This window comes from Streptococcus mitis (genome assembly GCF_946190115.1).
Taxonomy (GTDB): Bacteria; Bacillota; Bacilli; order Lactobacillales; family Streptococcaceae; genus Streptococcus; species Streptococcus mitis_CO.
In genome coordinates, this window is the sequence record NZ_CAMHZG010000010.1 from 29,989 (window position 1) to 54,257 (window position 24,269).

Sequence of the window (24,269 nt, forward strand, 5' to 3'; positions counted from 1 at the left end):
GGATGAAAGAGATTATTGAAAAACTAGCAAAATTTGAAAATTTATCAGGTGTGGAAATGACGGATGTCATCGAGCGTATCGTAACTGGGCGTGTAACGGAAGCGCAGATTGCTTCTCTCCTTTTGGCTCTTAAGATGAAGGGGGAAACACCTGAAGAGCGCACAGCCATTGCCCAAGTCATGAGAGGACATGCCCAACACATTCCAACTGAAATTCATGATGCCATGGACAACTGTGGTACAGGTGGAGACAAGTCTTTCAGTTTTAATATTTCCACAACTGCAGCCTTTGTCTTGGCTGGTGGCGGTGTTCATATGGCAAAACACGGTAACCGTTCGATTTCTTCTAAATCTGGTTCTGCAGATGTCCTCGAAGCCTTGGGTATCAACTTAGACCTCAAACCAGCTGAACTAGGTAAGGTCTTTGATAAAACTGGCATCGTCTTTCTCTTTGCCAAAAATATGCATCCAGCCATGAAATACATCATGCCAGCTCGTTTGGAATTGGGAATTCCAACGATTATGAACTTGACTGGTCCACTGATTCATCCAATGGCTTTGGAAACACAGCTTCTTGGAATTAGTCGTCCAGAACTTCTAGAAAGTACAGCTCAGGTTTTGAAAAACATGGGTCGCAAGCGTGCCATCGTTGTTGCTGGACCAGAAGGATTGGATGAAGCTGGTTTGAATGGAACAACCAAGATTGCTCTTCTTGAAAATGGCGAAATCACCTTGTCAAGCTTTACTCCAGAGAGTTTAGGGATGGAGCGCTACGCTATCGACGATATTCGTGGAGGCAATGCTCAGGAAAATGCAGAAATTTTGCTTAGCGTTCTGAAAAACGAACCAAGTCCATTCTTGGAAACGACAGTCTTGAATGCTGGTCTTGGTTTCTATGCTAATGGTAAGGTAGCTAGTATCAAGGAAGGAGTTGCCTTAGCTCGTCAAGTGATTGCTAGTGGCAAGGCCCTTGAAAAACTCAGACTGTTACAGGAGTACCAAAAATGAGTCAGGAATTTTTAGCACGAATTTTGGAGCAGAAGGCGCGTGAGGTTGAGCAGATGGAGCTGGAGGAAATCCAACCCCTGCGCCAGACCTATCGCTTGGCAGAATTTTTGAAGAATCACCAGGACCGTTTACAGGTAATCGCTGAAGTCAAGAAAGCTAGCCCTAGTCTGGGAGATATCAATCTAGATGTGGATATTGTGCAACAGGCCCAGACTTATGAAGCGAACGGAGCAGTGATGATTTCTGTTCTGACAGATGAAGTTTTCTTTAAAGGACATTTGGATTATCTACGGGAGATTTCCAGTCAGGTACAGATTCCGACGCTTAACAAGGACTTTATTATCGATGAAAAACAAATCATCCGAGCTCGCAATGCAGGTGCGACAGTCATCTTGCTCATCGTCGCGGCCTTGTCAGAAGAACGTGTCAAGGAACTCTATGACTACGCGACAGAGCTTGGTCTGGAAGTCTTGGTGGAGACTCACAATCTAGCTGAACTAGAAGTGGCCCACAGGCTTGGTGCTGAGATTATTGGGGTTAATAACCGCAACTTGACCACCTTTGAGGTCGACTTGCAGACCAGTGTAGATTTGGCTAAACATTTCAAAGATGATTGCTTGTACATTTCTGAATCTGCTATTTTCACAGGGCAGGATGCGGAACGAGTAGCACCATACTTTAACGGAATTTTGGTAGGGACAGCTCTTATGCAGGCAGAAGATGTAGCCCAGAGAATCAAGGAGTTGCAGATTGACAAAGGTTAAAATTTGCGGATTATCTACCAAAGAAGCGGTGGAAACAGCTGTTTCAGCAGGAGCAGACTACATCGGTTTTGTCTTCGCACCTAGTAAAAGACAGGTGACCTTGGATCAGGCTACTGAGCTGGCAAAGCCCATTCCTGCTAATGTTAAGAAGGTTGGCGTATTTGTTTCACCAAGTCGGGCAGAATTGCTAGAAGCGATTGAAAAAGTTGGCTTGGACTTGGTTCAAGTTCACAGTCAGGTGGCAGATGATTTGTTTGAGAATTTGCCTTGTGCCAGTATTCAGGCTGTGCAGGTAGATGGAGAGGGTCATGTACCCAATTCTCAGGCAGATTATCTCCTCTTTGATGCCCCTGTGGCTGGGAGTGGCCAGACCTTTGATTGGGGTCAACTGAATACGATTGGACTAACTCAGCCTTTCTTTATCGCAGGTGGGCTTAATGAAGACAATGTCGTAAAAGCAATTCAACATTTTACTCCCTATGCAGTCGATGTATCGAGCGGAGTGGAGACAGATGGACAAAAAGATCAGGAAAAGATTAGAAGATTTATAGAGAGGGTAAAGAATGGCATATCAAGAACCAAATAAAGATGGATTTTACGGAAAATTCGGTGGACGTTTTGTCCCAGAAACATTGATGACAGCAGTTTTGGAGTTGGAAAAGGCTTATCGTGAAAGTCAGGCAGACCCAAGTTTCCAAGAGGAATTAAACCAACTTTTGCGCCAGTATGTGGGGCGTGAAACTCCTCTTTACTACGCAAAAAACTTGACCCAGCATATCGGCGGAGCCAAGATTTATCTTAAACGTGAAGACCTTAACCATACAGGGGCCCACAAGATTAACAATGCCTTGGGACAAGTTCTTCTGGCTAAACGCATGGGTAAAAAGAAAATTATCGCTGAAACAGGTGCTGGTCAGCACGGTGTGGCAACTGCAACTGCTGCAGCCCTCTTTAACATGGAATGTACTATCTACATGGGTGAGGAAGATGTCAAACGCCAAGCCCTCAATGTCTTCCGTATGGAGCTTTTGGGAGCCAAGGTTGAGGCAGTGACAGACGGTTCGCGCGTGCTCAAGGATGCGGTCAATGCAGCCCTTCGTTCATGGGTAGCTAATATCGATGATACCCACTATATCCTTGGTTCTGCCTTAGGACCTCATCCCTTCCCAGAAATCGTTCGTGACTTCCAAAGTGTCATCGGTAGAGAAGCTAAACAACAGTACCGTGACTTGACAGGTCAAGATTTGCCAGATGCCCTAGTAGCCTGTGTTGGTGGTGGTTCTAATGCCATCGGGCTCTTCCATCCCTTTGTAGAAGATGAGTCTGTAGCTATGTATGGGGCTGAAGCGGCTGGACTTGGTGTGGATACGGAGCACCACGCAGCTACCTTGACCAAGGGTCGTCCTGGTGTTCTTCACGGTTCTCTCATGGATGTGCTCCAAGATGCCCATGGTCAAATTCTTGAAGCCTTCTCTATCTCAGCAGGTTTGGACTATCCTGGTATCGGTCCAGAGCATTCTCACTACCACGATATCAAACGTGCCAGCTATGTTCCTGTGACAGACGAAGAAGCCTTGGAAGGATTCCAACTCTTGTCTCGTGTGGAAGGGATTATCCCAGCCTTGGAATCTAGCCATGCTATCGCTTTTGCAGTGAAATTGGCAAAAGAACTTGGACCAGACAAGTCTATGATTGTCTGCCTATCAGGTCGTGGGGATAAGGATGTGGTTCAAGTCAAGGACCGCTTGGAAGCAGATGTAGCAAAGAAGGGAGAAGCTCATGCCTAAGACACTAACAGAAAAATTAAACGCTATTAAAGCAGCTGGAAAAGGAATTTTCGTTCCCTATATCATGGCTGGAGACCACGAGAAAGGTTTGGAGGGTCTAGCTGAAACAATCCACTTTTTAGAAGATTTGGGTGTCTCTGCTATTGAAGTGGGCATTCCCTTTTCAGATCCTGTCGCAGATGGACCTGTTATCGAAGAAGCTGGCTTGCGTAGTCTAGCCCACGGAACCTCTACCCAGGCTTTGGTTGAAACCTTAAAAACCATTGAAACAGAGATTCCACTGGTCATCATGACCTACTTTAACCCCCTCTTTCAGTACGGTGTGGCGAACTTTGTCAAAGATTTGGCAGATACAGCGGTTAAGGGCTTGATTATTCCAGACCTGCCTCATGAGCATGCCAACTTTGTAGAACCATTTTTGGCAGATACAGACATGGCCTTGATTCCCCTAGTTAGTTTGACGACAGGAATTGAGCGCCAGAAAGAGTTGATTGATGGGGCAGAAGGATTCGTCTATGCCGTTGCTATCAATGGGGTGACAGGGAAATCTGGCAATTACCGTGCAGATTTGGACAAGCACTTGGCACAATTGCATCAAGTAGCCGACATTCCAGTCTTGACAGGTTTTGGTGTATCTAGTCAAGCTGATGTAGAACGCTTCAATGCGGTGTCAGATGGTGTTATCGTTGGTTCGAAAATTGTAAAAGCTCTCCATGAAGGAGAGCCAATTCAGGACTTTATCAAACAAGCAGTAGCTTACCAAAAATAATCACATAAGCAGCGAGTAAGAGGAAAGGCACAAAAGGAAGTCTTTCCTTTTTCTTTTGCAGGAGAAAGGCTAGAATTCCGGTCGCCGAAGAAAACTGAATCAAGATGAGCAATTCTGTTGCGCTAAAGACGAGAGCGCAAGAAGCCAGAAAGAGGAAATCCCCTGCGCCCATGCGGATATCGATAAAATGAGCCAAAATTCCAAGGACAAGGAAGAAGACCATGACCAGATTCCAGCCAGAGCAGGCCATTAGGATTAGGTGAAAAGTCATCCAGACTAGTAAGGGGTATTCCTGATGGCGCAAGTCGTAGATGCCCAAGGTCAAACCAGCGGTGATTAGGACGACTTGCCCCAAGGAAAGTAATCCCAAAGACCAAAACAGAAAGAGGAGTCCTAAGCCTAGTTCAAAGAGGGCATACCAGACAGGATAAGGAGTCTTGCAGTAGCGACAGCGAAAGCGATTGAAGACCTGCGAGAGAATCGGAATCAAATCTAAGGGACGCAAGCGAGTCTGACAGGAATCGCAGTGACTGGCTGGACTGATAATGGATTGCTCAGGGAAACGGTCAATGACCAAACCAAGAAAGGAAGCGAGAATGCTCCCAACAAGAAAAAAATAAAAATCAATCATACTTATCTATTCGTAAAAAATGGGAGAAGTAGTATAATGGAGAAATATAGATGAGATGGTGAGGAAAAGATGACAATTCGTTTTGAAGAAAAGGTGAGCACAGAAAATGCTCAGCTCGTATGCCAATGGTCCAACTCCCTTGGCAAATCCTTTCAAGAACAATGGATGGGAACAATGATTCCTTTTCCCTTGACAATTCAAGTTTTGCAAGAGTTGGAAGGAATCTTTTCAATCTTTGATGGACACGAGTTTGTCGGGCTTATCCAGAAAATTAGGCTAGAAGACAGTAATCTTCATATCGGGAGATTTTTTATCAACCCCCAGAAACAGGGGCAAGGCTTAGGTAGTCAGGCTTTAAGGAAATTTGTTAGTTTGGCCTTTGAAAATGGAGACATAGATAGTGTCTCTCTAAATGTCTATGAGGCAAATCAAGTAGCCAAGCACCTCTATCAAAAAGAAGGATTTGAAATTGTTCAAACCATTGAAGCACCTGTACGAAAATACCTTATGAAAAAGTTTAGGTAGAAAGCAAAAAAGCCTTGGTTCCCAAAGCTTTTTTATGTTATAAACTCATTAAAAGAACCCCCAGTTAGATTTGGAATATTTTTTATTCTGTGTCACATAAAAATAAATAAAATGAATGGCTATAGCTAGAGCTAAAATGGTTGTTATACTCACTACTATTATAGGATTAGAAGCAAAGATTAAAGAGAGAATCAAGGCAGCCAGATAGAGTGTCGCTTGGACACAGTAGTAACTTTTCGAATAGCGAAGATAGTGTTTGTTATAGGGCCCATTTACTAGGACAGCAGCTTGAAAGAGGCCAAATCCGATATAAGAGAAGCTGGTTGCAAAGAGAAGATTAGCTTCAGGATTCAGAAGAAAACTCATCGAAACAGTCATCATCATAAGTCCAATGAAAATAGGATAGTGACTGTAAATTAGAAATAGTCCCTTTTGATTAGATTTTTCATCAATAGCATGGTCGAATTGACCAAAATAAAACAAGAACAGAGAAATCATAATAATGAAATAAAGAACCGAATAAATCGAGAAATTCTCGATTGTAAAGAAGTTAGCTAGCTCCGTAATCATCTCTCCAAACATAATAATGACAAGAAGGGAGATGCGCTCGATTAAATGGGGGAGATTTACCTGGTAATGCTTATCTTTATTAAGCAAGATACTTGGCATAATAAATGTTAGCAGAATACTAACAAATAAGATATAGACTCTAAGGTAAATAGGAAGAAGAGCTGTTAGATAGACTCCTAAACTTCCTAGACCTGTTATCCATAGAAAACCTTTGATACTTTCCCGATTAGCATCATCGGTTGATTTTCTAAAAAATTCAACCAAATATTGAAAAAATAAGGTAAGGGTTAATGTACCAATAGCCCAACAGAGATAATGAAAATATTGTTGCCAATCAGGTCCAATCATATTGGCTATAAAGAGTAAAATTCCCATTTTGATAAACATGATTACTATGTTAAATAAAGAGTTCTTTCCATAGCGATTGGTATAATCGGTTTGAATCATCCAGGAATCGATGAGAAACAAAGTAGCAATGAGAAAATCAAGGAAAGAATTCCAAGTCAAAATACCGTTATGAAGATGGTCAATTAAAGTAGTTACTTTTGAAATTGCAAAAACAAAAACTAAGTCATAAAAAAGTTCTGAAAATTCTACACGTTTATGTTTAATAAGAGTTGTCATCTTAAGACCTTTCTATTTTAGAAGTACAATTTATTATAACAGAAAATGGTAAAAAAAAAAAAAGGAGATGCTTAAATAACTTCATGTGACGCGAATGAACTGCGCCACAAAAGTTAGGTTTTTTCTGTCTAACTTTTGGGGTGCAGTTCAGAAGGGGTGTTTTTTCTATCGTTTTTTAGTGCTAAGACTACACAAAAAAGCCTTGATTCCAAGGCTTTTTCCTGTTGATTTAGATGCCCCCTACAGGGATTTGGAAAGGACTTTCATATTGAGAGCAATTAAAAATATTGAAATATAAGTGATTTTAGGTATTTTCAATGTCATGATTTAAAAATGGGACAAAAGTGGGGCAAAAACCATACAGATTCTAAACTGTATGGTTCTTTTTTTATCTAACCAAGAAAGGTTAAAACTTATTAAAACACATGCAATCAACTGTTGAAAACTTTTTAGTCCGTGTAATATAAAAACAAGTAAAAAGTTGAACTATAGGGAATATTGTGTCATAATAGGTAATAGATGAATAATTAATAGATTGGAAATAATGCTTTCTTACCTTAACAAGTTGAATTGGTTATACATTTTTTCGTCGCAATTGTGTCTATCTCTCGAGTTTAGCTAGTTTTTATAAGCTCTGGTTTCTAATCAATATAACAAATTTTAGAAGTGCATAAGACAAGATGGTGACATTATTACAGTCATTTCTAGTCACCATATGTTGCTGGCACAGGCTGTTTGTAGTGTTGGCTATTTACTAGTCAGTTTAATCGGAGTGTTTAATTTTTATTGTTGAAAGGTTTTTATATGGCGAAAATTCTATCTTTAGGTCTGACAGGTAAGAAATTACTTGCTCAGGGGTTCTTATTTGTTCTGCTAGGTCTCATCTTGATGGTCACGGGGACTTGGTTGCCAGTAACAGTTATTCGCCTGGTTCTGTTTTTAGCTTGGATAGCAACGGTCGTAGATTTGCTATTAAGAGTTTTCAAAAAAAGCCAGTCAACGGATACCTTGGGAGTTGCACTGGTTAAATTGTTAGTGCTGGGATATTTGCTAGGTTCTAATCTTGCGACTGATATACCGATTTATGTTCTGGCTCTTGTGATTGGAGTTTATCAGATTTTTCATGCTAGTATTAACCTTGTCACCTATGTTCTCTACCGCAAAAACAAAATTCGACCTCGTTTTCGTCTCTTACTAGATGGACTCGTACTAGTTTTTCTTGGTGGGACTAGTCTTTTGTCCTCTACAGGAAATTCTGTCTTTCAACTCTTTGTATTAGGGGCTTATTTTTTCCTTTATGGTGTGTCCAATATCCGTGATGGTTTCTTGTTTGAGGAGGAAATTGGGAAAAACCATCTCAAACGTCGTATTAGAATTAGCTTACCTATTGTCCTAGCCGCTCTCATCCCTGCAAGAACTTTAGCAAAAGTTAACAAATTTATGCTGGAAAATGCTGATGAGGAAGAAGATATCCATCTTGGAATAGTGAAGTCTGGTAAGACAGCGGAGCTTGAAATTTTTGTTCATACAGCTGAGACCTCTCTGTTTTCGGCAATTGGTCATGTGGATATCTGCTATCAAGGCCGTGTTATTTCTTATGGCAACTATGATCCGTCTTCTGAGACCTTATTTGGCATGGTAGGAGATGGTGTCTTATATTTCTGTGATCGTGACAAGTACATTGACCTATGTAAACGTGAGAGTCAAAAAACGCTTTTTGGTTATGGGATAGATTTGACGCCTGAAATGGAAAAAGCAGTTCAGAAAAAGTTGGCTGAATTGAAACAACTGACGATTCCATGGGAGCCAAGTGCAGATAAAATCATGACAGGTGATGGTAAGGAAGACTACACCTACGCTTATAAAATCAGACATGAGACAGATGGGGAACTTTATAAATTTATCAAATCTAAGTTTAAATCCTACTTTGTCTTATCTACAAACTGTGTGCTCTTGGCTGATACCATAGTCGGTCAGGCTGGCACCGATATCCTCTCACCCAAAGGATTTATCGCTCCAGGAACTTACCAAGCCTACCTTAATCGAGAGTTTGAAAAACCAAATAGTATAGTCGTATCTAAACATGTTTATTAAGGAGAATTTATGAACTTAGTAAAAAAATACACCCCGTTAATACTTTTTATAGGGCTGGTTGCTCTTGTAATTCTGAATGCATCGAGCTTTATATCAGGAGCAATCTCTCTCTTTGATGTAATATCAACCTTGATTTATGGTGCTGTTATTGCTTTTGTGCTTAATGTTCCTATGAAAAAAATTGAACAGTACTTAGTTAAATTGAAGGTAAAGGCAGAGTTGCGTCGTCCGATTGCCATGGTACTTGTTTTCCTAGCTCTTATCTTAATCGTGATCTGTCTTTTGGTTTTGGTGCTTCCAACCCTTGCTCAGACTATTAGTCAGCTGGGAGCAGTCCTTTCAACAGTCCTGACTCAACTTGGGAAATTGCTAGACAGCTCGGAATTTGTAACCAAAGACATGTTGTCAACTATCGTATCAGGCATACAGGGACAATCTAGTTCTATTAGCCAAGCTTTGATAGGTTTTTTATCAGGTCTGACTAGTAATATCGGCAATATTTTTTCAAGTTTGATGAATGCCTTTTTGATTATAGTCTTTACCTTTTTATTTTTATCCAGTAAGGAACATCTGGCAGCGATGACGAGTAGACTTCTAAAAGTTATATTTCCAGAGAAAGTGGTGACAAAGTTAACTTACATTGGACAAGTAGTACTAGAGACTTATGACCAATTTTTGATGAGTCAGCTGATTGAAGCAGTCATCATAGGAGTTATGATAGCGGTTGTCTACAGCCTGTTTGGACTACCTTATGGGGTAATGACAGGTATATTTGCAGGAGTGCTATCGTTCATTCCTTATGTAGGGCCTATGATTGCTTGTGTTGTGGGAGCGATTTTTATCTTCACAGTGAGTCCTACTCAAGCCTTACTTTCTCTTCTTCTATATCAAGTTATACAGCTGATTGAAGGAAACCTTATTTATCCTAGAGTTGTAGGTCAATCTATTGGTTTGCCAGCTATTTTCACGCTTGCGGCTGCTAGTATTGGAGGCAATCTCTTTGGCTTACTTGGGATGATATTCTTTACACCGATATTTGCTGTTATCTATCGATTGGTTAAGGAATTTGTCGTTGCAAAGGAAAATCAGCTAGATTAAGAAAAACTAAATTTAATAAGATATACTGAGAAGAGAGTGAGAGATTCTCTTCTCTTTTATTTTTAAATACTTTTCTACAAAAAGCTATTAGACGTTAAAAAAAGCCTTGGTTTCAAGGCTTATTTCTGTTGATTTAGATGTGCCCCCTGCAGGGCTCGAACCTGCGCCCCATAGCTTAAGAGTCTACTGCTCTACCAACTGAGCTAAGGAGGCAACAGAAAAAGCTGAGAATGTAACTTCCCAGCTATTTTAATATGCCCAAAATGGCAGCTAGATTATTTACGAAAGGCATCAAGGATATAGGTGAAACCAACAATTAAAAATGCAAAGGCAACGACATAAACGACAAAGACACTTGTAGCTACTGGATTGAACAAAATCACTAGACCTAGTAAAAATGCAAGCAACGCTATCCACATGATATGGTTGCCAATAATAGGGAAAATCAATCCCAGACGATTGCCTTTAAAGAAAACTATAATGGCTTCTACAATTAACCAAATTCCTAAAATAGTTGGAATGACAACTGGCAGCGTCACAAAGCCATAGGCAACGAGGTAAAGAGCTAAGAGAAGATTAACAATCCCTTGGAAAAGATGAGCTGGTGAGCGAAGCTCTTTTGGTACAGAGAAATAGCCTAAAATAGCTGCTATAGAAGAAACCAGTAAACCAAATGCAATCCACCAGCTGTAAGCAACAAGATTAGCTACTGGGTTTGTAAATAGGAAAAGTCCTAAAAGGACAAAAACAACTCCTGCAAGGAATAGCGATAAACGATTAGAAAATTTCATTTCAATACCCCCTATATAGTATAGTCTGATAATAAAACTATTATACTTATTTTTATAGAAAATGTCAATAAAATAAATAAACAATTTGGAAGTTTCAGTTTTTATCATTTTGAAAATAAAAAGAGAAGATAAAATTTGTCTTCTCTACATGAAAATATTGTATGGCATCAAAGCAAAAGTAACTGGCTTTACACTATTTGTTAAGATGTAATTTGATTCAAAAAGAAAAGATAGATTTAAAAGTGGGGCAAATGATGGAGCAAATCAGTTATAGACAAGCAAAAAAGCCTTGAAATTAAGGCTTTTTCCTGTTGTATGTAGATGCCCCCTACAGGGATCGAACCTGTGACCCACGGATTAAGAGTCCGCTGCTCTGCCAGCTGAGCTAAGGAGGCAAAGAAAAAAGCTGTATTGGTGCCGAAACTTCACGGTTTGTATTGAACCCGCGCAATTAAGCAGGTGGGCAACTCGCTCTAACTGAAGCTGTTTCCGTGTGAGACGGCCTACATGCTGTTAGAAGACTTTTGTTTCCCTAATAATACAAAAAATAGTCGGTCAACACTTAAGTGTGAAGTCGTACACCACAGCGTTTCTATGTTTATATAATACCACTTTTTCAAAAAAAATCAAGAGGAAAGTGCAATTTTTTGAAAAGGATTTCAGATTTTTCGCAAACGGTCGATAGCTTCCTTTCTTTGAGCCAAAGCCCGTTCATATTTACCAGTATCTTCTGCTTGGAAATAGTGATGACTACGAATTTTTTCTGGCAGATAGTCTTGCTTGACCCAATTTCCAGGATAGTTGTGTGGATAGAGATAGTCTTGGGCATTCCCCAGTTCCTTGCTTCCGCTGTAGTGCCCATCACGCAGGTGTCGCGGAATAGGCAAGTGCCCTGATGTTTTGAGGTCGGCAAGTGCCTTATCCATAGCTACATAGGCTGAGTTGGATTTTGGAGAAAGGGCCAAATCAATGACGACATTGGCAATGAGAATGCGGGCTTCTGGGAAACCAATCCTTTGTGCAGCACCCAGAGCAGTCACGGTGTGAATCTGGGCTTCAGGATTGGCCAAACCGATATCTTCATAAGCGATAACAGTCAAACGACGAGCGAGACTTGGCAAATCACCAGCCTCAATCAAGCGGGCAGCATAGTGAAGACTGGCATCAACATCTGAGCCACGGATAGACTTTTGCAGGGCTGAGAGGACATCGTAGTGTCCATCCCCGTCCTTGTCCATGGTAATATAACTCCGCTGCAGGCTATTTTCCATGATATCCAAAGTTATATGGCGGATTCCCTTGTCATTTTCGGGGGTAGAGAGAACAGCCAAGTCCAGTGAGTTGAAGGCAGAACGCAGGTCTCCATTTGTAGAGGTGGCAATGAAGTCCAGCGCATCCTCATCTAGTTCTACTGGAAAATCAAAACCACGTTCAGGGTTATTTAGAGCTATCTGCAGGGCCTCTTTGACGTCTTGGTTAGACAGAGGTTCCAACTCAAAAATTTGAACGCGACTGCGAATGGCAGGAGTGACAGAGAAGAAAGGATTTTCAGTTGTAGCGCCAATCATGATGACCAGTCCACTTTCCAAGAGAGGCAAGAGGAAGTCTTGCTTGGTTTTATCTAGTCTATGAATCTCGTCAAGGAGTAGTACAAGTCCACCTGAAAATTTAGCCTCTTCCGCAATTTCTTGTAGTCGTTTTTTACTATCAACAGTGGCATTAAAGGTACGAAAGGCATACTTAGTAGTTCCAGCGATGGCAGAGGCAATACTGGTCTTGCCGATTCCTGGAGGTCCGTAGAGAATCATGGAGGACAGGCGATTGGCTTCCACCATGCGACGGATGATTTTTCCAGGTCCGACCAGATGCTCCTGACCGATGACCTGGTCGATGGTTTTAGGGCGCATGCGAAGCGCGAGATTGTCTGGCATAGTAGTCCTTTCTAACGTGGATTTTAGTTTCATATTTTTTGAGCAGTATAACTCACCAAATGTATCTTACTATGTCCATTCTAGCCTATTAGTTGTGATATTTCAATGGTTTTGTAACATTCAGGGAGTGAAATAGAGTATTTTTGACCATTTAATTTGATGTGGAAAGGTATCAGCATAACAGAATTGATTTTCCTTAAAACTCAAAATATGAAAGTTGAGTCCAAAGAAGTAGAATTGCTGACTTGTGAAATAAGATTGCTAAATATTATTGTATGAATTATAATGAAGGAGAGGTGATAAGTAATGGAACTACCAAGTCAGGAAGTTTTGATTTTTACAAAACGAATTCGTTATTGGATTCTTAGTGATAAGGTTATGTCAGGGAAAAGACAATTTTTATTCCGTGAAGATACTCCAAAAGAGATTTTGGATTTGTACGAAAAAATTAAACCTAAACTTGATCTTGCTTATCAAGGAGTTTATTCTAATAATGGGTTGGAAAAAAACATGAAAAATAGAATAGTTGATGTTTTTAAAGTAGCAAATCGTCTCCTTGTAATAACTGTTGAAAATCCTGATTTCGAAGACTTGAGAGTTAATCAGTTTGTAAAAATTGGAGATAAAAGGTATAGGATACGCAGTGTTCCTATGATTCATTCAACTCCGCCTCAATCTGTCTTAGATCGAGATACTTTTACAATTGACTATACAGATGATGAATTACTAGATAAAGAAGCAGTATTCACTACTCATTAGAAAAATAGGTATGAATAAATTAGAAGCTCTTAGAACCACATCTAGGGGCTTTTATGTATAAGAGAATAATAAGTATCACTCCTTTACAATACGTGTAGCACGTGTTATAATGGTGTTGTCAGGAGGTAAAAGCGCTATGCCTATGACACAAAAAGAGATGGTCAAACTCCTTACGGCTCATGGTTGGATAAAGACTAGAGGCGGTAAAGGCTCCCATATTAAAATGGAGAAGCAAGGGGAAAGACCTATCACAATCCCTCATGGTGAGCTGAATAAGTACACTGAAAGAGGGATAAGAAAGCAAGCTGGGTTGTAAAATTCAGCCCCTGCTTTTTGATATGGAGGTAGTGAGATGTTAGTTACGTATCCAGCTTTATTTTATTATGACGATACAGACGGAGCAGAAGCGACTTATTTTGTCCATTTCCCGGATTTTGAATACTCAGCTACACAAGGAGAGGGGATTTCTGAGGCTCTGGCTATGGGTTCGGAGTGGTTAGGCATAACTGTTGCAGATTTGATAGAGAATGATGAAGATTTGCCCCAGCCATCAGATATCAATAGCTTGTCTTTAATTGATAATGATCCTTTTAAAGATGATGAAGATTTTGAGTCAACCTATGACCTTGATAAATCTTTTATTTCTATGGTATCTGTTGATGTATCAGAGTACTTAGGAAGTCAGGAACCAATTAAAAAGACCTTGACCATACCAAGATGGGCAGATAAGTTGGGACGAGAAATGGGACTTAACTTTTCTCAGACTTTGACAGACGCTATTGCAGATAAGAAAATTCAAGCATAAGATTAAGTGTGACATCGTGGGAATAGTCAATAAAAAAAGCACTCCTAATTGTGCTGGTTACTTGTCTATTGATTCTATAGATTTTCTAGCCCTTTCGAGGGCTTTTTATGTTGACTTTTAGGAGAAATGAAGAAATCAGACTGTTAAGAAAATCACTAATACCAAGGGTTTAAATGAGGCAATATGGTATAATTAGGACATAAAATAATTTTGTGGTAAGATGGTAGTATCTATTTTAGCATATTTCCGAGCAATCGGGGCGATTTAAGAGTCGCATAGAAAGAGGACAAAATGGCAACATATGGATTTTTAGATATTTTAGAGGAAGAGTTGGAGAAGAACTTTCCCTTTGACTTTGAGATTAGTTGGGACAAGCGTAACCACGCGGTAGAAGTGAGTTTTCTATTGGAAGCGCAAAACGCTACAGGTGTGGAGATGGTGGATGAGGATGGGGAGGTGTCATCAGACGACATTCTCTTTGAAGAAGCAGTGCTTTTTTACAATCCTGCCAAATCAACAGTCAATGCAGAAGACTATTTGACGGTCATTCCTTACCTACCTAAAAAAGGATTTTCCCGCGAATTTTTAGCTTATTTTGCGCTATTCCTTAAAGATACTGCTGAGGTTGGGCTAGATGCCCTTATGGACTTTTTGGAAGACCCAGAAGCAGAAGAATTTGTCATGGAATGGAACCAAGAAGTCTTTGAAGAAGGAAAAGTCGGCTTGGAAGAGGGAGAGTTTTATCCTTATCCGAGATACTAGGAGTTGGTTGGAGATTTTATGAAGAAAATTGGGATTTATTTGGTTTATGTGCTAGCTGTTGTCTTTATTATGCTGGCTTGTGCTTGTGGAACAATCGCATTTGCAGAGCTGGGATATTCCGCAGTTTTAGTCTTTACTTTTGGTTATGCCCTCGCTCTTCTAAGTATGTATTTAATCTTTATTCTTCATGAGCTGGGACATGCTTTTTGTGGCTACTTGACAGGCTATCGGCTGGTGGCTTTTGGGTTAGGACATTTTATTTTGACCAAAAAGTCAGGCAGGTTTCATCTTAGTAGAACAGCCATTCTGAAAAATGTTGGTGCTCAATACATTGGTTTAAAAGAGGATGAAAGCGATCAAAGAATCATCCTGATGCTTTCAGGAGGCTTGATGGTTCATCTCAGCTTGATGTTATTGGCGATATTGTTTGGATTTTTGACAAGAAGCTGGTATTTTGCAGGGACTTGGATTTTTCTTAATTTGTCTTTCTTCCTAAATAACATTTTGCCAGTCGGCATCACCGATGGAGCAAAAATTTGGGAATTGCTACAACACCCTGAAAATACGAAATACGCCTACCTGATGTTGAGGCATTCTGCCCAGACCTTGCTAGCTCCTCAAGAATATGATTTAAAAGACTTTATCATGCCTGTTGATGAGGAGGCGAGAGGGAGTTTTGCAGAAAGTGTTCAGACTCTTCAGGGGTTGGTATTCATATTGGACGATAATATAGAGCTTGCAAAGCAACAGTTTCAGTCTGTGCTAGAGAAAACAGATAATCCAATGTCTAAAACTAGTTCTCAATTATACCTTCTTCAAATTGCTCTGATAGAAGGAGATAATAAGAAAGCGGAAGAATATGCAAGTATTCGAGGGGTCAAATCCTTTTTATCTCTAAAAACAGCAGATATGCAGGTCATTCAAGCTTGGTATCAATTTAAGGTAAGGAAAGATGTGGTTCAAACTCACAAGGCTATGAAGATTGCTAGACAGAAAATGAATAGCAGTCGGATGTTACGGGATGAGAAAAGTTATTATCAAAACTGGTTAGCCGAGCTGGAAAAGGAATTAACCGAAGGAGTCTAATATGGAAATAGAGATTTCTGATTTCACAGGCTGTAAGATTGCTTTGTTTTGTGGGGATAAGCTTTTGACTATCTTACGCGATGATAAGGCAAACATTCCCTGGCCCAATATGTGGGAACTTCCAGGCGGTGGACGTGAAGGTGATGAAAGTCCTTTTGAGTGCGTGGAGCGTGAAGTTTTTGAGGAACTGGGAATTCATTTGACTGAGGATTGTCTGCTTTGGAGTAAGGTTTATCCAAGTATGCTTTTTGCGGATAAACAATCTGTATTTCTAGTCGGTCAGTTGACACAGAACCAGTTTGACAATATCACCTTTGGAGATGAAGGGCAGGGCTATCAGCTGATGAACATTGAGGAATTTCTCAATTCTAAACAGGCAGTGCCTCAGTTGCAGGGAAGATTGAGAGATTATTTAAAAGTAAGTGATTAGAAAGGATGGTTCAGTTAAATTTCTAAACTGAACCCGCCCTAAACACTGTGCCAAAAAAGATAAATTTCATTTAGATAGAAGCGTCTTCAGAGAATTTCCTATTTTGGCTTTGTGTTTTACGGGCTTGGTATCTTAATGATGGAAACATGGCAAGAGTTAAAAGTTACAGTGAAGCGTGAGGGGGAGGAGTTAGTTTCCAATCTCTTGATCGAGCTGGGAGCGCAAGGCGTTGCGATTGAAGATAGCATGGACTATGTGGGAAATGTTGACCGCTTTGGCGAGATTTTCCCAGAGGTTGAGCAGCAAGAAGAAATCGTTGTGACAGCTTACTACCCTGAAACGGTGGACGTGGCAGTGGTTGAGGCGGATTTGCAGGCTCGCCTAGCAGAATTGACAGATTTTATGGATTTGGGTGAGGTCAAGATGGGGACTACTGCCTTGGCTGAAGAAGACTGGGCAGACAACTGGAAGAAATATTATGAACCAGCTCGTATTACTCATGATTTGACCATCGTTCCCTCTTGGACAGACTATGAGGCGACTGCTGGAGAAAAGATTATCAAGCTAGATCCTGGTATGGCCTTTGGAACAGGAACCCACCCAACTACCAAGATGAGCCTTTTTGCCTTGGAACAGGTTCTTCGTGGTGGGGAAACGGTGCTAGATGTGGGGACTGGATCAGGCGTTCTCTCCATTGCTAGCTCGCTGCTTGGTGCCAAGGAAATCTTTGCCTACGACCTGGATGATGTAGCAGTTCGTGTTGCTCAGGAAAATATTGAGCTAAACCCTGGTATGGAAAACATCCATGTAGCAGCAGGAGATTTGCTTAAGGGAGTTGAGATTGAGGCAGATGTGATTGTAGCTAATATCTTGGCGGATATCCTCATTCATCTGACAGACGATGCCTATCGTTTGGTTAAGGACGAAGGCTACCTGATCATGAGTGGGATTATCAAGGACAAGTGGGACATGGTGCGCGAGTCGGCTGAGTCAGCTGGATTTTTCCTTGAAACCCACATGGTTCAAGGGGAATGGAATGCCTGTGTCTTTAAGAAAACCAAGGATATTTCAGGTGTGATTGGAGGCTAGCATGCAACAGTATTTTGTCAAAGGCAGTGCTGTCTCTCCTGTCACCATCGAGGACAAGGAAACCAGCAAGCATATGTTTCAGGTTATGCGCTTGAAAGAAGATGATGAGGTTACTTTGGTCTTTGATGATGGAATTAAGCGCTTGGCGCGTGTGCTGGATGTGGAAGCCCGTCAGTTTGAATTGGTTGAAGAACTAGCAGACAATGTGGAACTGCCAGTCCAGGTGACCATCGCATCTGGTTTTCCCAAGGGGGACAAGCTGGAGTTCATCGCTCAAAAAGTAACCGAACTGGGTGCCAGCCAAATCTGGGCCTTCCCTGCCGATTGGTCCGTTGCTAAGTGGGATGGCAAGAAATTGGGTAAAAAGGTTGAAAAACTAGAAAAAATTGCTCTTGGAGCGGCAGAACAAAGTAAGCGTAATGTTGTTCCAAGTATCCAGCTTTTTGAAAGGAAAGCAGACTTTCTAGCCCAACTTGACCAGTTTGACCGCGTCGTAGTGGCTTATGAAGAGTCGGCCAAAGAAGGAGAAAGCGCTGCGCTTTTACAAGCAGTTACTGGACTCGAGAAAGGAGACAAATTGCTCTTTATCTTTGGTCCAGAAGGTGGCTTGTCACCTGCAGAAATTGAGAGTTTTGAAGCTAAGGGAGCAGTCTTGGCAGGTCTTGGTCCTCGTATTTTGAGAGCAGAAACAGCACCACTTTACGCTTTATCAGCCCTTAGTGTTTTATTAGAATTAGAGAAATAAGAGGAAGAAAATGGAACAAAAACACCGTTCAGAATTTCCAGAGAAGGAACTTTGGGATTTAACAGCCCTATACCAAGATCGTGAAGATTTCTTGCGTGCAATCGAGAAGGCTCGAGAAGACATTAATCAATTTAGCCGTGATTACAAAGGTAATCTTCATACTTTTGAGGATTTTGAGAAGGCCTTTGCGGAATTGGAACAAATCTACATTCAGATGAGCCATATTGGCAACTATGGTTTTATGCCGCAGACGACAGATTATTGCAATGACGAATTTGCCAACATTGCTCAAGCTGGGATGGAATTTGAAACAGATGCCAGTGTAGCCTTGACCTTCTTTGACGATGCCTTGGTGGAAGCTGATGAGGAAGTCTTGGACCGTTTGGGTAAATTGCCTCACTTGACGGCAGCCATTCGTCAGGCCAAAATCAAAAAAGCCCACTATCTGGGGGCTGATGTGGAGAAGGCCTTGACCAATCTCGGTGAAGTTTTCTACAGTCCACAGGACATTTACACTAAGATGCGTGCTGGGGATTTTGAAATGGCTGACTTTGAAGCTCATGGCAAGACCTACAAAAACAGCTTTGTGACTTATGAGAATTTCTACCAAAATCATGAGGACGCTGAGGTTCGTGAGAAATCTTTCCGTTCCTTCTCAGAAGGACTTCGTAAGCACCAAAATACGGCAGCCGCAACTTATTTAGCCCAAGTCAAGTCTGAAAAACTATTGGCAGATATGAAGGGTTACGACTCAGTTTTTGATTATCTTCTAGCTGAGCAAGAAGTGGACCGTGCCATGTTTGACCGCCAGATTGACCTTATCATGAAGGACTTTGCGCCCGTTGCTCAGAGATACCTCAAACATGTTGCCAAGGTAAATGGTCTTGAAAAGATGACCTTTGCAGACTGGAAATTGGATTTGGATAGTGCCCTCAATCCTGAAGTGACTATTGACGACGCCTATGATTTGGTCATGAAGTCCGTAGAACCTTTGGGGCAAGAATATTGTCAGGAAGTTGCTCGCTATCAAGAAGAGCGCTGGGTGGACTTTGCTGCTAACAGTGGCAAGGATTCTGGTGGTTATGCGGCGGATCCATATCGCGTGCACCCTTATGTCCTCATGAGCTGGACAGGCCGTTTGAGCGATGTCTATACCTTGATTCATGAAATCGGGCATTCTGGTCAATTCATCTTTTCAGATAATCACCAGAGCTACTTCAACGCCCACATGTCGACCTACTATGTTGAAGCACCGTCAACTTTTAATGAATTGCTCCTCAGTGACTACTTGGAGCACCAGTCTGACGACCCTCGTCAAAAACGCTTCGCTCTGGCTCACCGTTTGACAGATACCTACTTCCATAATTTCATCACCCACCTCTTGGAAGCAGCCTTCCAGCGTAAGGTGTATACATTGATTGAAGAAGGTGAGACCTTTGGAGCAAGCAAACTTAACAGCATTATGAAGGAAGTTTTGACCGATTTCTGGGGAGATGCCATTGAAATTGACGATGATGCAGCTTTGACTTGGATGCGCCAAGCTCACTACTACATGGGCTTGTATAGTTACACTTACTCAGCAGGACTAGTCATCTCGACTGCGGGTTACCTTCATCTGAAACATTCAGAAACTGGAGCTGAAGATTGGCTCAATCTCCTCAAATCAGGTGGTAGCAAGACACCGCTTGAGTCAGCTATGATTATCGGAGCAGATATCTCTACAGATAAACCACTCCGTGATACCATCCAATTCTTGTCTGACACAGTTGACCAGATCATCGCCTACAGTGCCCAGTTGGGAGAGTAAATTAAAAGAGTCTGGGACAAAAGTTTAACCTTAAATATAAAAAGCGAACAAAACGAGTTATCTGAAACTCAGAATTCTGTCTTGTTCGCTTTTTTTCTAATCTATCGATTTTAAAAATTTAGAATAAAGAATTCCTAAAATCAAAATTTTTTGTCCTGGCCTCTTAAATTATCCCCAAAAGCTATCTTCTTCAGCTTGATCTGAAGAGAAGAGCCAAACTTCTTTGATTTTTCCGTCTTCAATGCGGAAGAGGTCAATCCCGTTCATATTGAGTTCAGTACCATCAGCCCGTGTTCCAAGAAAAGTAACATTGGCTGCGATTAAATCCTTATTGTCAGAAACCCAATTTGTTATCACCTTAAAGGTTCCATTAGTTTTCTCAGCAAATGTAGCCAGGTGAGTTCCTAGCTTGTCCTTACCAACAACTGTACCAGATATACTATGAGTACCAGGTTGATGCCAGATAATATCGTCTGCCATCGTTTCAAAGACACCAGGAAAGTCACCAGCAATTAAAGCTTGGTTATAAGCATTGAAAATTTCTAAGTTTGTTGACATATCTATTCTCCATTTCTTTTTATGATATAATTGTAACAGTTACAAACAAAAAAACAAGTAGACACTTTTTTGATAGCTAGTATCAAAAGTGGTACTATTATTGATACTAAAAGATAAATTTTTTTAAAAAAAATAGAAAGAAGATATTTTATGCCAAATAAAGTGAGTGAGTATGGTATTTGTCCATTTGCGACAACGCAGAGGGTTTTAACGGGGAAATGGGCACTGGTAATCATTTATCAGTTGAGTACGGGTACCAAACGATTTAAAGAATTGCAGAGATTATTGCCTGGGATTACTCAAACTATTTTGACCCGTCATCTCCGTCAATTAGAAAAGGATAAGATTGTTCAACGAAAGGTCTATGCCGAAGTTCCACCACGAGTTGAGTACAGCTTAACCGAAATGGGGCAGGAATTCAGAGTTGTCTTAGATGCTGTCGAGAAATGGGGTCTAGATTATATCAAGTTGTTAGAAATCTAGAGGTATTGATCATGTATCAAGAGTTACTTAGAAAAATAGCAGAAGAAAAACCAAGTTATCATGATGAAGAAATCCAGTGGTTGCTTGACCATTTGGGAGATCCTTCTCCAGAAATTCGCGATGACCTTGTTTTTACAAGCTTTGCTAGAGGGATTCAGGAAGAGCTATTTACACAGGAACAATTTCATTTCATTGCTGAGGTGGTTTCATCTGATGGAGGACTAGATAAAGAGATTGATAAGGTAGGTCTGTCAACACTTGAACGTTCTTTTAGGGCACTTGTTTATGCAAATCTCTTGTCTGCGGATTCCAACCAGCAATCGGTTTTTTATCAGGGATTAAAAGAAGAAATTCGTAATGCCTTTTTACATCAAGGTTTGTACTATCTTTCGAAAGAAAAGGACACGACAGGTTTTTCAAGTCAGTATGGTTGGGTTCATGCTTTTGCACATGGAGCCGATTTACTGACAGAGGTGGTTTGTCATCCAGACTTTCCTAAAAACAGAGTTCATGAAGTATTTGAGATACTTGGCCAACTATTTAAAAGAATTTCAATTCGCTTTACAGATGATGAGGATTGGCGTTTAGCAAGAGTGATCTATGAACCTATTTTACAAGGGAAGTTGGAGCAAGAGCAAGTGACTTCTTGGATAAAAACTGTTGACTTTCCGATAGAAGAAAGGGAAGATTTTTATAAGTTTTCCAACTTCAGATCCTGTCTGTTGGAAGTCTATGTCCAACTTGACCAGAGAAATAGTTTACAAGATGACTTGAAAGAAGCTATCCAGTCTTTTCAATACTAGGGATTAGCTAATATTACTTTTTGAAAGAGTTTCTATTGTATCCTCCTAACTAATAATGAAAACTAATAAAAGAGGTTGAATCATTTTCCAACCTCTTTTTGTGTATCTTAATGGAATTGCATACCACCATCAACGATAATGGTTTGTCCTGTAATGTAGTTTGAATCTGGTCCTGCAAGGAAGCTGACAGCAGCAGCCACATCTTCTGGTTCAGATAGACGTTTTAGGGTAATATCTTTTGCAAATGTCTGCATACCCCACTCGTCATCTTTTCCTGCATTTTTACCAACTTCATGAGCGATGTCGTACATCATTGGTGTTTTCACAATACCTGGTGCGTAGGCGTTAACAGTGATGCCTGAGTCTGCTAAATCACGTGCTAATGTTTGCGTAATTCCACGAACAGCAAATTTGGTTCCACCATAAACAGTTAGATTTGGGTTACCGACTACACCGGCTTGAGAGGTTGCGTTGATAATTTTACCTCCGTGGCCAAGTGCTTTAAATTGCGCTTGTGCAGCTTGTGACCCCCAAATGACACCACCAACGTTGATACCGAAAGTGCGTGTAAATTGTTCCTCAGTAATTGTATCAAGAGGAGTAGTTGGAGCAACACCAGCGTTATTTACGACAACATTCAAATCACCAAAATGGTCAACAACCTGTTGAAATGCTTGTGCAACTTCTGCCTGTTTCGAAACATCAGCTACGACAGCAAAGGCATTTTCAGCTGATAATTCGGCAACAGCCTTTTCGGCTGTTTCGGGATTGTAGTCTAAGACTCCTACCTTAAAGCCATCTTGAACCAATCGTTTCGCAATTGCAAAACCGATTCCTTGACCTGCACCTGTGACAATAGCAACTTTAGACATATGATTCCTCCTTGGTATTCACGATACCATTCAAACGTTCATAAAAGAACAGCAAAGGTTTACAAATGAGCTTTTATAATGGGTTTTGTAACCCCTATCAAAACTACGCTATTAGTATACACCTTTGAAAAAAATGTTTCAAATAAACACTACCGTTTTTACAGAATTTTAACCTGAAATTTCCAATCAATTTTCTTGAAACCCTTTCCTACTTTTGATAGACTAGTATCTAGTTTTTGAAAAAAGGAGAAAGAAAATGAAAAAATTTGTTGCTGAATTAATCGGTACTTTCATGCTTGTGTTCATTGGGACAGGAGCTGTTGTTTTTGGAAATGGTCTTGATGGCTTAGGTCACCTTGGAATCGCCTTTGCCTTTGGTTTAGCAATCGTAGTTGCAGCCTACTCAATCGGAACTGTTTCAGGTGCTCACTTGAACCCAGCTGTTTCGATCGCTATGTTTGTAAACAAACGTTTGTCATCTTCAGAGCTTGTCAACTACATCCTTGGTCAGGTTGTTGGAGCTTTCCTTGCGTCAGCTGCGGTATTCTTCCTCTTGGCTAACTCAGGTATGTCAACTGCTAGTCTTGGTGAAAATGCCTTGGCAAACGGTGTCACTGTCTTTGGTGGATTCTTGTTTGAAGTCATTGCAACCTTCTTGTTTGTTTTGGTTATCATGACTGTTACTTCAGAAAGCAAGGGAAATGGCGCGATTGCTGGTTTGGTAATCGGTTTGTCATTGATGGCGATGATTCTTGTCGGATTGAACATTACTGGACTTTCAGTAAACCCAGCTCGTAGCTTGGCACCAGCTGTCTTGGTAGGTGGCGCAGCTCTTCAACAAGTTTGGATTTTCATCCTTGCACCAATCGTTGGTGGAGTTCTTGCAGCACTTGTCGCAAAAAACTTCCTTGGAACAGAAGAATAATTGAAACTCAAAAAGCCTTGCTCCTCATCTCGAGGAACAGGGCTTTTTCGTATGAGTTTAACGGTTGTCAATTTTCTCTGGATAGAGGTCGTGTTGGAAGAGGCGTTGTTCTGCCAAGCCTTCATACTTAGTTCCAGGCTTACCGTAGTTGTAGTAGGGGTCGATTGAGATTCCACCGCGCGGAGTGAATTTCCCCCAGACCTCTAAATAGCGAGGGTTTAGCAAGTTGACCAAGTCTTTACCAATGGTGTTGATACAGTTTTCGTGAAAATCCCCATGATTTCGGTAACTAAAGAGGTAGAGTTTGAGGGATTTTGACTCGACACAGAGCTTGTCAGGAATGTAGGAAATATAAATGGTCGCAAAGTCTGGTTGAGCAGTGATTGGGCACAGGGAGGTAAATTCAGGGCAGTTGAATTTGATGAAATAGTCATTTTCCACATGACGATTGTCAAAGGATTCGAGGACCTCTGGTTGATAGTCGAAAATGTACTTGGTTTCTTTGTTGCCTAGTAGGCTTAGGTTTTTCATTTCTTCTTGTTGTGACATGATTT

The 24,269-nt window shown here is 40.9% G+C and carries 26 protein-coding genes, 2 tRNA genes and 1 pseudogene; 20 read left to right on the plus strand and 9 right to left on the minus strand.

Going from position 1 to position 24,269, the window contains the following annotated elements; genetic code table 11:
- The first annotated feature begins 2 nt into the window (after window positions 1-2).
- The 5 genes from trpD to trpA are packed head-to-tail and all read left to right on the plus strand — an operon-like array spanning window position 3 to window position 4,327.
- Entirely contained in the window at window positions 3-1,007 is a 1,005-nt protein-coding gene (gene trpD, locus N8L90_RS06700) for an anthranilate phosphoribosyltransferase (protein ID WP_261024738.1), read from the plus strand.
- Window positions 1,004-1,771 carry an indole-3-glycerol phosphate synthase TrpC gene (trpC, locus tag N8L90_RS06705; protein ID WP_261024740.1) on the plus strand — a complete coding sequence of 256 codons (768 nt, stop codon included), beginning with the start codon at window positions 1,004-1,006 and terminating at the stop codon, window positions 1,769-1,771. Before trpD ends, trpC begins: the two co-directional genes overlap by 4 nt.
- Window positions 1,758-2,357 carry a phosphoribosylanthranilate isomerase gene (locus N8L90_RS06710; protein WP_020901643.1) on the plus strand — a complete coding sequence of 200 codons (600 nt, stop codon included), beginning with the start codon at window positions 1,758-1,760 and terminating at the stop codon, window positions 2,355-2,357. The genes trpC and N8L90_RS06710 overlap by 14 nt, the downstream gene beginning before the upstream one ends.
- A complete protein-coding gene (gene trpB, locus N8L90_RS06715) occupies window positions 2,335-3,558 on the plus strand; it encodes a tryptophan synthase subunit beta (RefSeq protein ID WP_000331268.1) in 1,224 nt (407 codons plus the stop codon). Before N8L90_RS06710 ends, trpB begins: the two co-directional genes overlap by 23 nt.
- Complete coding sequence (gene trpA / locus N8L90_RS06720) at window positions 3,551-4,327, plus strand: tryptophan synthase subunit alpha (protein WP_261024742.1); 777 nt, start codon at window positions 3,551-3,553, stop codon at window positions 4,325-4,327. The genes trpB and trpA overlap by 8 nt, the downstream gene beginning before the upstream one ends.
- Here trpA and N8L90_RS06725 read toward each other — a convergent pair.
- The gene (locus N8L90_RS06725) at window positions 4,299-4,958 is read right to left on the minus strand and encodes a prepilin peptidase (RefSeq protein WP_261024745.1); all 660 of its coding nucleotides are present in this window, start codon (window positions 4,956-4,958) and stop codon (window positions 4,299-4,301) included. The two genes, trpA and N8L90_RS06725, sit on opposite strands and share 29 nt — an antisense overlap.
- Before the next feature lie 69 nt (window positions 4,959-5,027).
- On the opposite strand from N8L90_RS06725, the gene N8L90_RS06730 reads away from it, so the two are divergent.
- Entirely contained in the window at window positions 5,028-5,483 is a 456-nt protein-coding gene (locus N8L90_RS06730) for a GNAT family N-acetyltransferase (RefSeq protein ID WP_261024747.1), read from the plus strand.
- A gap of 48 nt (window positions 5,484-5,531) precedes the next feature.
- Here N8L90_RS06730 and N8L90_RS06735 read toward each other — a convergent pair whose 3' ends face one another.
- Entirely contained in the window at window positions 5,532-6,677 is a 1,146-nt protein-coding gene (locus N8L90_RS06735; RefSeq protein WP_261024748.1) for a low temperature requirement protein A, read from the minus strand.
- An 804-nt stretch (window positions 6,678-7,481) separates the two neighbouring features.
- Here N8L90_RS06735 and N8L90_RS06740 point away from each other — a divergent pair.
- Window positions 7,482-8,771 carry a hypothetical protein gene (locus N8L90_RS06740; protein ID WP_084864589.1) on the plus strand — a complete coding sequence of 430 codons (1,290 nt, stop codon included), beginning with the start codon at window positions 7,482-7,484 and terminating at the stop codon, window positions 8,769-8,771.
- A 9-nt stretch (window positions 8,772-8,780) separates the two neighbouring features.
- Window positions 8,781-9,869, plus strand: a complete 1,089-nt coding sequence (locus tag N8L90_RS06745; RefSeq protein WP_261024749.1) for an AI-2E family transporter — start codon at window positions 8,781-8,783, stop codon at window positions 9,867-9,869.
- Between the two features lie 140 nt (window positions 9,870-10,009).
- Here the strand turns inward: N8L90_RS06745 and N8L90_RS06750 are convergent.
- From N8L90_RS06750 to N8L90_RS06765, 4 genes are all read right to left on the minus strand, one after another.
- Window positions 10,010-10,082 (minus strand) — tRNA-Lys (locus N8L90_RS06750).
- A 62-nt stretch (window positions 10,083-10,144) separates the two neighbouring features.
- Window positions 10,145-10,660, minus strand: a complete 516-nt coding sequence (locus N8L90_RS06755) for a DUF308 domain-containing protein (RefSeq protein WP_000672744.1) — start codon at window positions 10,658-10,660, stop codon at window positions 10,145-10,147.
- A 322-nt stretch (window positions 10,661-10,982) separates the two neighbouring features.
- Window positions 10,983-11,055, minus strand: a tRNA-Lys gene (locus tag N8L90_RS06760).
- A gap of 264 nt (window positions 11,056-11,319) precedes the next feature.
- A complete protein-coding gene (locus N8L90_RS06765) occupies window positions 11,320-12,591 on the minus strand; it encodes a replication-associated recombination protein A (protein WP_261024750.1) in 1,272 nt (423 codons plus the stop codon).
- A 306-nt stretch (window positions 12,592-12,897) separates the two neighbouring features.
- Here N8L90_RS06765 and N8L90_RS06770 point away from each other — a divergent pair.
- The 9 genes and pseudogenes from N8L90_RS06770 to pepF all read left to right on the plus strand — a co-directional run.
- A pseudogene (locus N8L90_RS06770) lies at window positions 12,898-13,107 on the plus strand (hypothetical protein); the annotation flags it as partial.
- A 379-nt stretch (window positions 13,108-13,486) separates the two neighbouring features.
- Entirely contained in the window at window positions 13,487-13,666 is a 180-nt protein-coding gene (locus N8L90_RS06775) for a type II toxin-antitoxin system HicA family toxin (RefSeq protein WP_001132287.1), read from the plus strand.
- Window positions 13,667-13,702: 36 nt separating this feature from the next.
- Entirely contained in the window at window positions 13,703-14,155 is a 453-nt protein-coding gene (locus N8L90_RS06780) for a type II toxin-antitoxin system HicB family antitoxin (RefSeq protein WP_261024751.1), read from the plus strand.
- Window positions 14,156-14,446: 291 nt separating this feature from the next.
- A complete protein-coding gene (locus N8L90_RS06785) occupies window positions 14,447-14,917 on the plus strand; it encodes a DUF3013 family protein (protein WP_020903227.1) in 471 nt (156 codons plus the stop codon).
- 18 nt (window positions 14,918-14,935) lie between these two features.
- Window positions 14,936-16,003 (plus strand): M50 family metallopeptidase, encoded by a 1,068-nt coding sequence (locus tag N8L90_RS06790; protein WP_261024753.1) that lies wholly within the window; start codon window positions 14,936-14,938, stop codon window positions 16,001-16,003.
- Between the two features lies 1 nt (window position 16,004).
- Complete coding sequence (locus N8L90_RS06795) at window positions 16,005-16,433, plus strand: NUDIX hydrolase (protein WP_261024755.1); 429 nt, start codon at window positions 16,005-16,007, stop codon at window positions 16,431-16,433.
- Window positions 16,434-16,571: 138 nt separating this feature from the next.
- On the plus strand, window positions 16,572-17,522 hold the full coding sequence (gene prmA, locus N8L90_RS06800) for a 50S ribosomal protein L11 methyltransferase (protein ID WP_314725725.1): 951 nt from the start codon (window positions 16,572-16,574) through the stop codon (window positions 17,520-17,522).
- A gap of 1 nt (window position 17,523) precedes the next feature.
- Window positions 17,524-18,267, plus strand: a complete 744-nt coding sequence (locus tag N8L90_RS06805; protein WP_261024757.1) for a 16S rRNA (uracil(1498)-N(3))-methyltransferase — start codon at window positions 17,524-17,526, stop codon at window positions 18,265-18,267.
- A gap of 10 nt (window positions 18,268-18,277) precedes the next feature.
- Window positions 18,278-20,074, plus strand: a complete 1,797-nt coding sequence (pepF, locus tag N8L90_RS06810; RefSeq protein ID WP_261024758.1) for an oligoendopeptidase F — start codon at window positions 18,278-18,280, stop codon at window positions 20,072-20,074.
- 168 nt (window positions 20,075-20,242) lie between these two features.
- Here pepF and N8L90_RS06815 read toward each other — a convergent pair whose 3' ends face one another.
- On the minus strand, window positions 20,243-20,632 hold the full coding sequence (locus N8L90_RS06815) for a nuclear transport factor 2 family protein (RefSeq protein ID WP_000106197.1): 390 nt from the start codon (window positions 20,630-20,632) through the stop codon (window positions 20,243-20,245).
- A 150-nt stretch (window positions 20,633-20,782) separates the two neighbouring features.
- Here N8L90_RS06815 and N8L90_RS06820 point away from each other — a divergent pair, with 150 nt between their 5' ends.
- The gene (locus N8L90_RS06820) at window positions 20,783-21,115 is read left to right on the plus strand and encodes a winged helix-turn-helix transcriptional regulator (protein ID WP_261024760.1); all 333 of its coding nucleotides are present in this window, start codon (window positions 20,783-20,785) and stop codon (window positions 21,113-21,115) included.
- 11 nt (window positions 21,116-21,126) lie between these two features.
- Window positions 21,127-21,918 (plus strand): DUF2785 domain-containing protein, encoded by a 792-nt coding sequence (locus tag N8L90_RS06825; protein WP_261024761.1) that lies wholly within the window; start codon window positions 21,127-21,129, stop codon window positions 21,916-21,918.
- Between the two features lie 107 nt (window positions 21,919-22,025).
- Here N8L90_RS06825 and N8L90_RS06830 read toward each other — a convergent pair whose 3' ends face one another.
- Window positions 22,026-22,790 (minus strand): (S)-acetoin forming diacetyl reductase, encoded by a 765-nt coding sequence (locus tag N8L90_RS06830; protein ID WP_000048148.1) that lies wholly within the window; start codon window positions 22,788-22,790, stop codon window positions 22,026-22,028.
- Between the two features lie 256 nt (window positions 22,791-23,046).
- Between N8L90_RS06830 and N8L90_RS06835 the strand changes: the two genes are divergently transcribed.
- On the plus strand, window positions 23,047-23,715 hold the full coding sequence (locus N8L90_RS06835) for an MIP/aquaporin family protein (RefSeq protein ID WP_020903234.1): 669 nt from the start codon (window positions 23,047-23,049) through the stop codon (window positions 23,713-23,715).
- 57 nt (window positions 23,716-23,772) lie between these two features.
- Here N8L90_RS06835 and queF read toward each other — a convergent pair whose 3' ends face one another.
- The gene (gene queF, locus N8L90_RS06840) at window positions 23,773-24,264 is read right to left on the minus strand and encodes a preQ(1) synthase (protein ID WP_261024763.1); all 492 of its coding nucleotides are present in this window, start codon (window positions 24,262-24,264) and stop codon (window positions 23,773-23,775) included.
- Between the last annotated feature and the right edge of the window lie 5 nt (window positions 24,265-24,269).

What these genes read in the sequence shown, in the direction of transcription:
- trpD (WP_261024738.1), top strand. Translation starts at nt 3, where the DNA reads ATGAAAGAGATTATTGAAAAACTAGCAAAATTTGAAAATTTATCAGGT.
- trpC (WP_261024740.1), top strand. Translation starts at nt 1,004, where the DNA reads ATGAGTCAGGAATTTTTAGCACGAATTTTGGAGCAGAAGGCGCGTGAG.
- trpB (WP_000331268.1), top strand. Translation starts at nt 2,335, where the DNA reads ATGGCATATCAAGAACCAAATAAAGATGGATTTTACGGAAAATTCGGT.
- trpA (WP_261024742.1), top strand. Translation starts at nt 3,551, where the DNA reads ATGCCTAAGACACTAACAGAAAAATTAAACGCTATTAAAGCAGCTGGA.
- N8L90_RS06725 (WP_261024745.1), bottom strand. Translation starts at nt 4,958, where the DNA reads ATGATTGATTTTTATTTTTTTCTTGTTGGGAGCATTCTCGCTTCCTTT.
- N8L90_RS06730 (WP_261024747.1), top strand. Translation starts at nt 5,028, where the DNA reads ATGACAATTCGTTTTGAAGAAAAGGTGAGCACAGAAAATGCTCAGCTC.
- N8L90_RS06735 (WP_261024748.1), bottom strand. Translation starts at nt 6,677, where the DNA reads ATGACAACTCTTATTAAACATAAACGTGTAGAATTTTCAGAACTTTTT.
- N8L90_RS06740 (WP_084864589.1), top strand. Translation starts at nt 7,482, where the DNA reads ATGGCGAAAATTCTATCTTTAGGTCTGACAGGTAAGAAATTACTTGCT.
- N8L90_RS06745 (WP_261024749.1), top strand. Translation starts at nt 8,781, where the DNA reads ATGAACTTAGTAAAAAAATACACCCCGTTAATACTTTTTATAGGGCTG.
- N8L90_RS06755 (WP_000672744.1), bottom strand. Translation starts at nt 10,660, where the DNA reads ATGAAATTTTCTAATCGTTTATCGCTATTCCTTGCAGGAGTTGTTTTT.
- N8L90_RS06765 (WP_261024750.1), bottom strand. Translation starts at nt 12,591, where the DNA reads ATGCCAGACAATCTCGCGCTTCGCATGCGCCCTAAAACCATCGACCAG.
- N8L90_RS06775 (WP_001132287.1), top strand. Translation starts at nt 13,487, where the DNA reads ATGCCTATGACACAAAAAGAGATGGTCAAACTCCTTACGGCTCATGGT.
- N8L90_RS06780 (WP_261024751.1), top strand. Translation starts at nt 13,703, where the DNA reads ATGTTAGTTACGTATCCAGCTTTATTTTATTATGACGATACAGACGGA.
- N8L90_RS06785 (WP_020903227.1), top strand. Translation starts at nt 14,447, where the DNA reads ATGGCAACATATGGATTTTTAGATATTTTAGAGGAAGAGTTGGAGAAG.
- N8L90_RS06790 (WP_261024753.1), top strand. Translation starts at nt 14,936, where the DNA reads ATGAAGAAAATTGGGATTTATTTGGTTTATGTGCTAGCTGTTGTCTTT.
- N8L90_RS06795 (WP_261024755.1), top strand. Translation starts at nt 16,005, where the DNA reads ATGGAAATAGAGATTTCTGATTTCACAGGCTGTAAGATTGCTTTGTTT.
- prmA (WP_314725725.1), top strand. Translation starts at nt 16,572, where the DNA reads ATGGAAACATGGCAAGAGTTAAAAGTTACAGTGAAGCGTGAGGGGGAG.
- N8L90_RS06805 (WP_261024757.1), top strand. Translation starts at nt 17,524, where the DNA reads ATGCAACAGTATTTTGTCAAAGGCAGTGCTGTCTCTCCTGTCACCATC.
- pepF (WP_261024758.1), top strand. Translation starts at nt 18,278, where the DNA reads ATGGAACAAAAACACCGTTCAGAATTTCCAGAGAAGGAACTTTGGGAT.
- N8L90_RS06815 (WP_000106197.1), bottom strand. Translation starts at nt 20,632, where the DNA reads ATGTCAACAAACTTAGAAATTTTCAATGCTTATAACCAAGCTTTAATT.
- N8L90_RS06820 (WP_261024760.1), top strand. Translation starts at nt 20,783, where the DNA reads ATGCCAAATAAAGTGAGTGAGTATGGTATTTGTCCATTTGCGACAACG.
- N8L90_RS06825 (WP_261024761.1), top strand. Translation starts at nt 21,127, where the DNA reads ATGTATCAAGAGTTACTTAGAAAAATAGCAGAAGAAAAACCAAGTTAT.
- N8L90_RS06830 (WP_000048148.1), bottom strand. Translation starts at nt 22,790, where the DNA reads ATGTCTAAAGTTGCTATTGTCACAGGTGCAGGTCAAGGAATCGGTTTT.
- N8L90_RS06835 (WP_020903234.1), top strand. Translation starts at nt 23,047, where the DNA reads ATGAAAAAATTTGTTGCTGAATTAATCGGTACTTTCATGCTTGTGTTC.
- queF (WP_261024763.1), bottom strand. Translation starts at nt 24,264, where the DNA reads ATGTCACAACAAGAAGAAATGAAAAACCTAAGCCTACTAGGCAACAAA.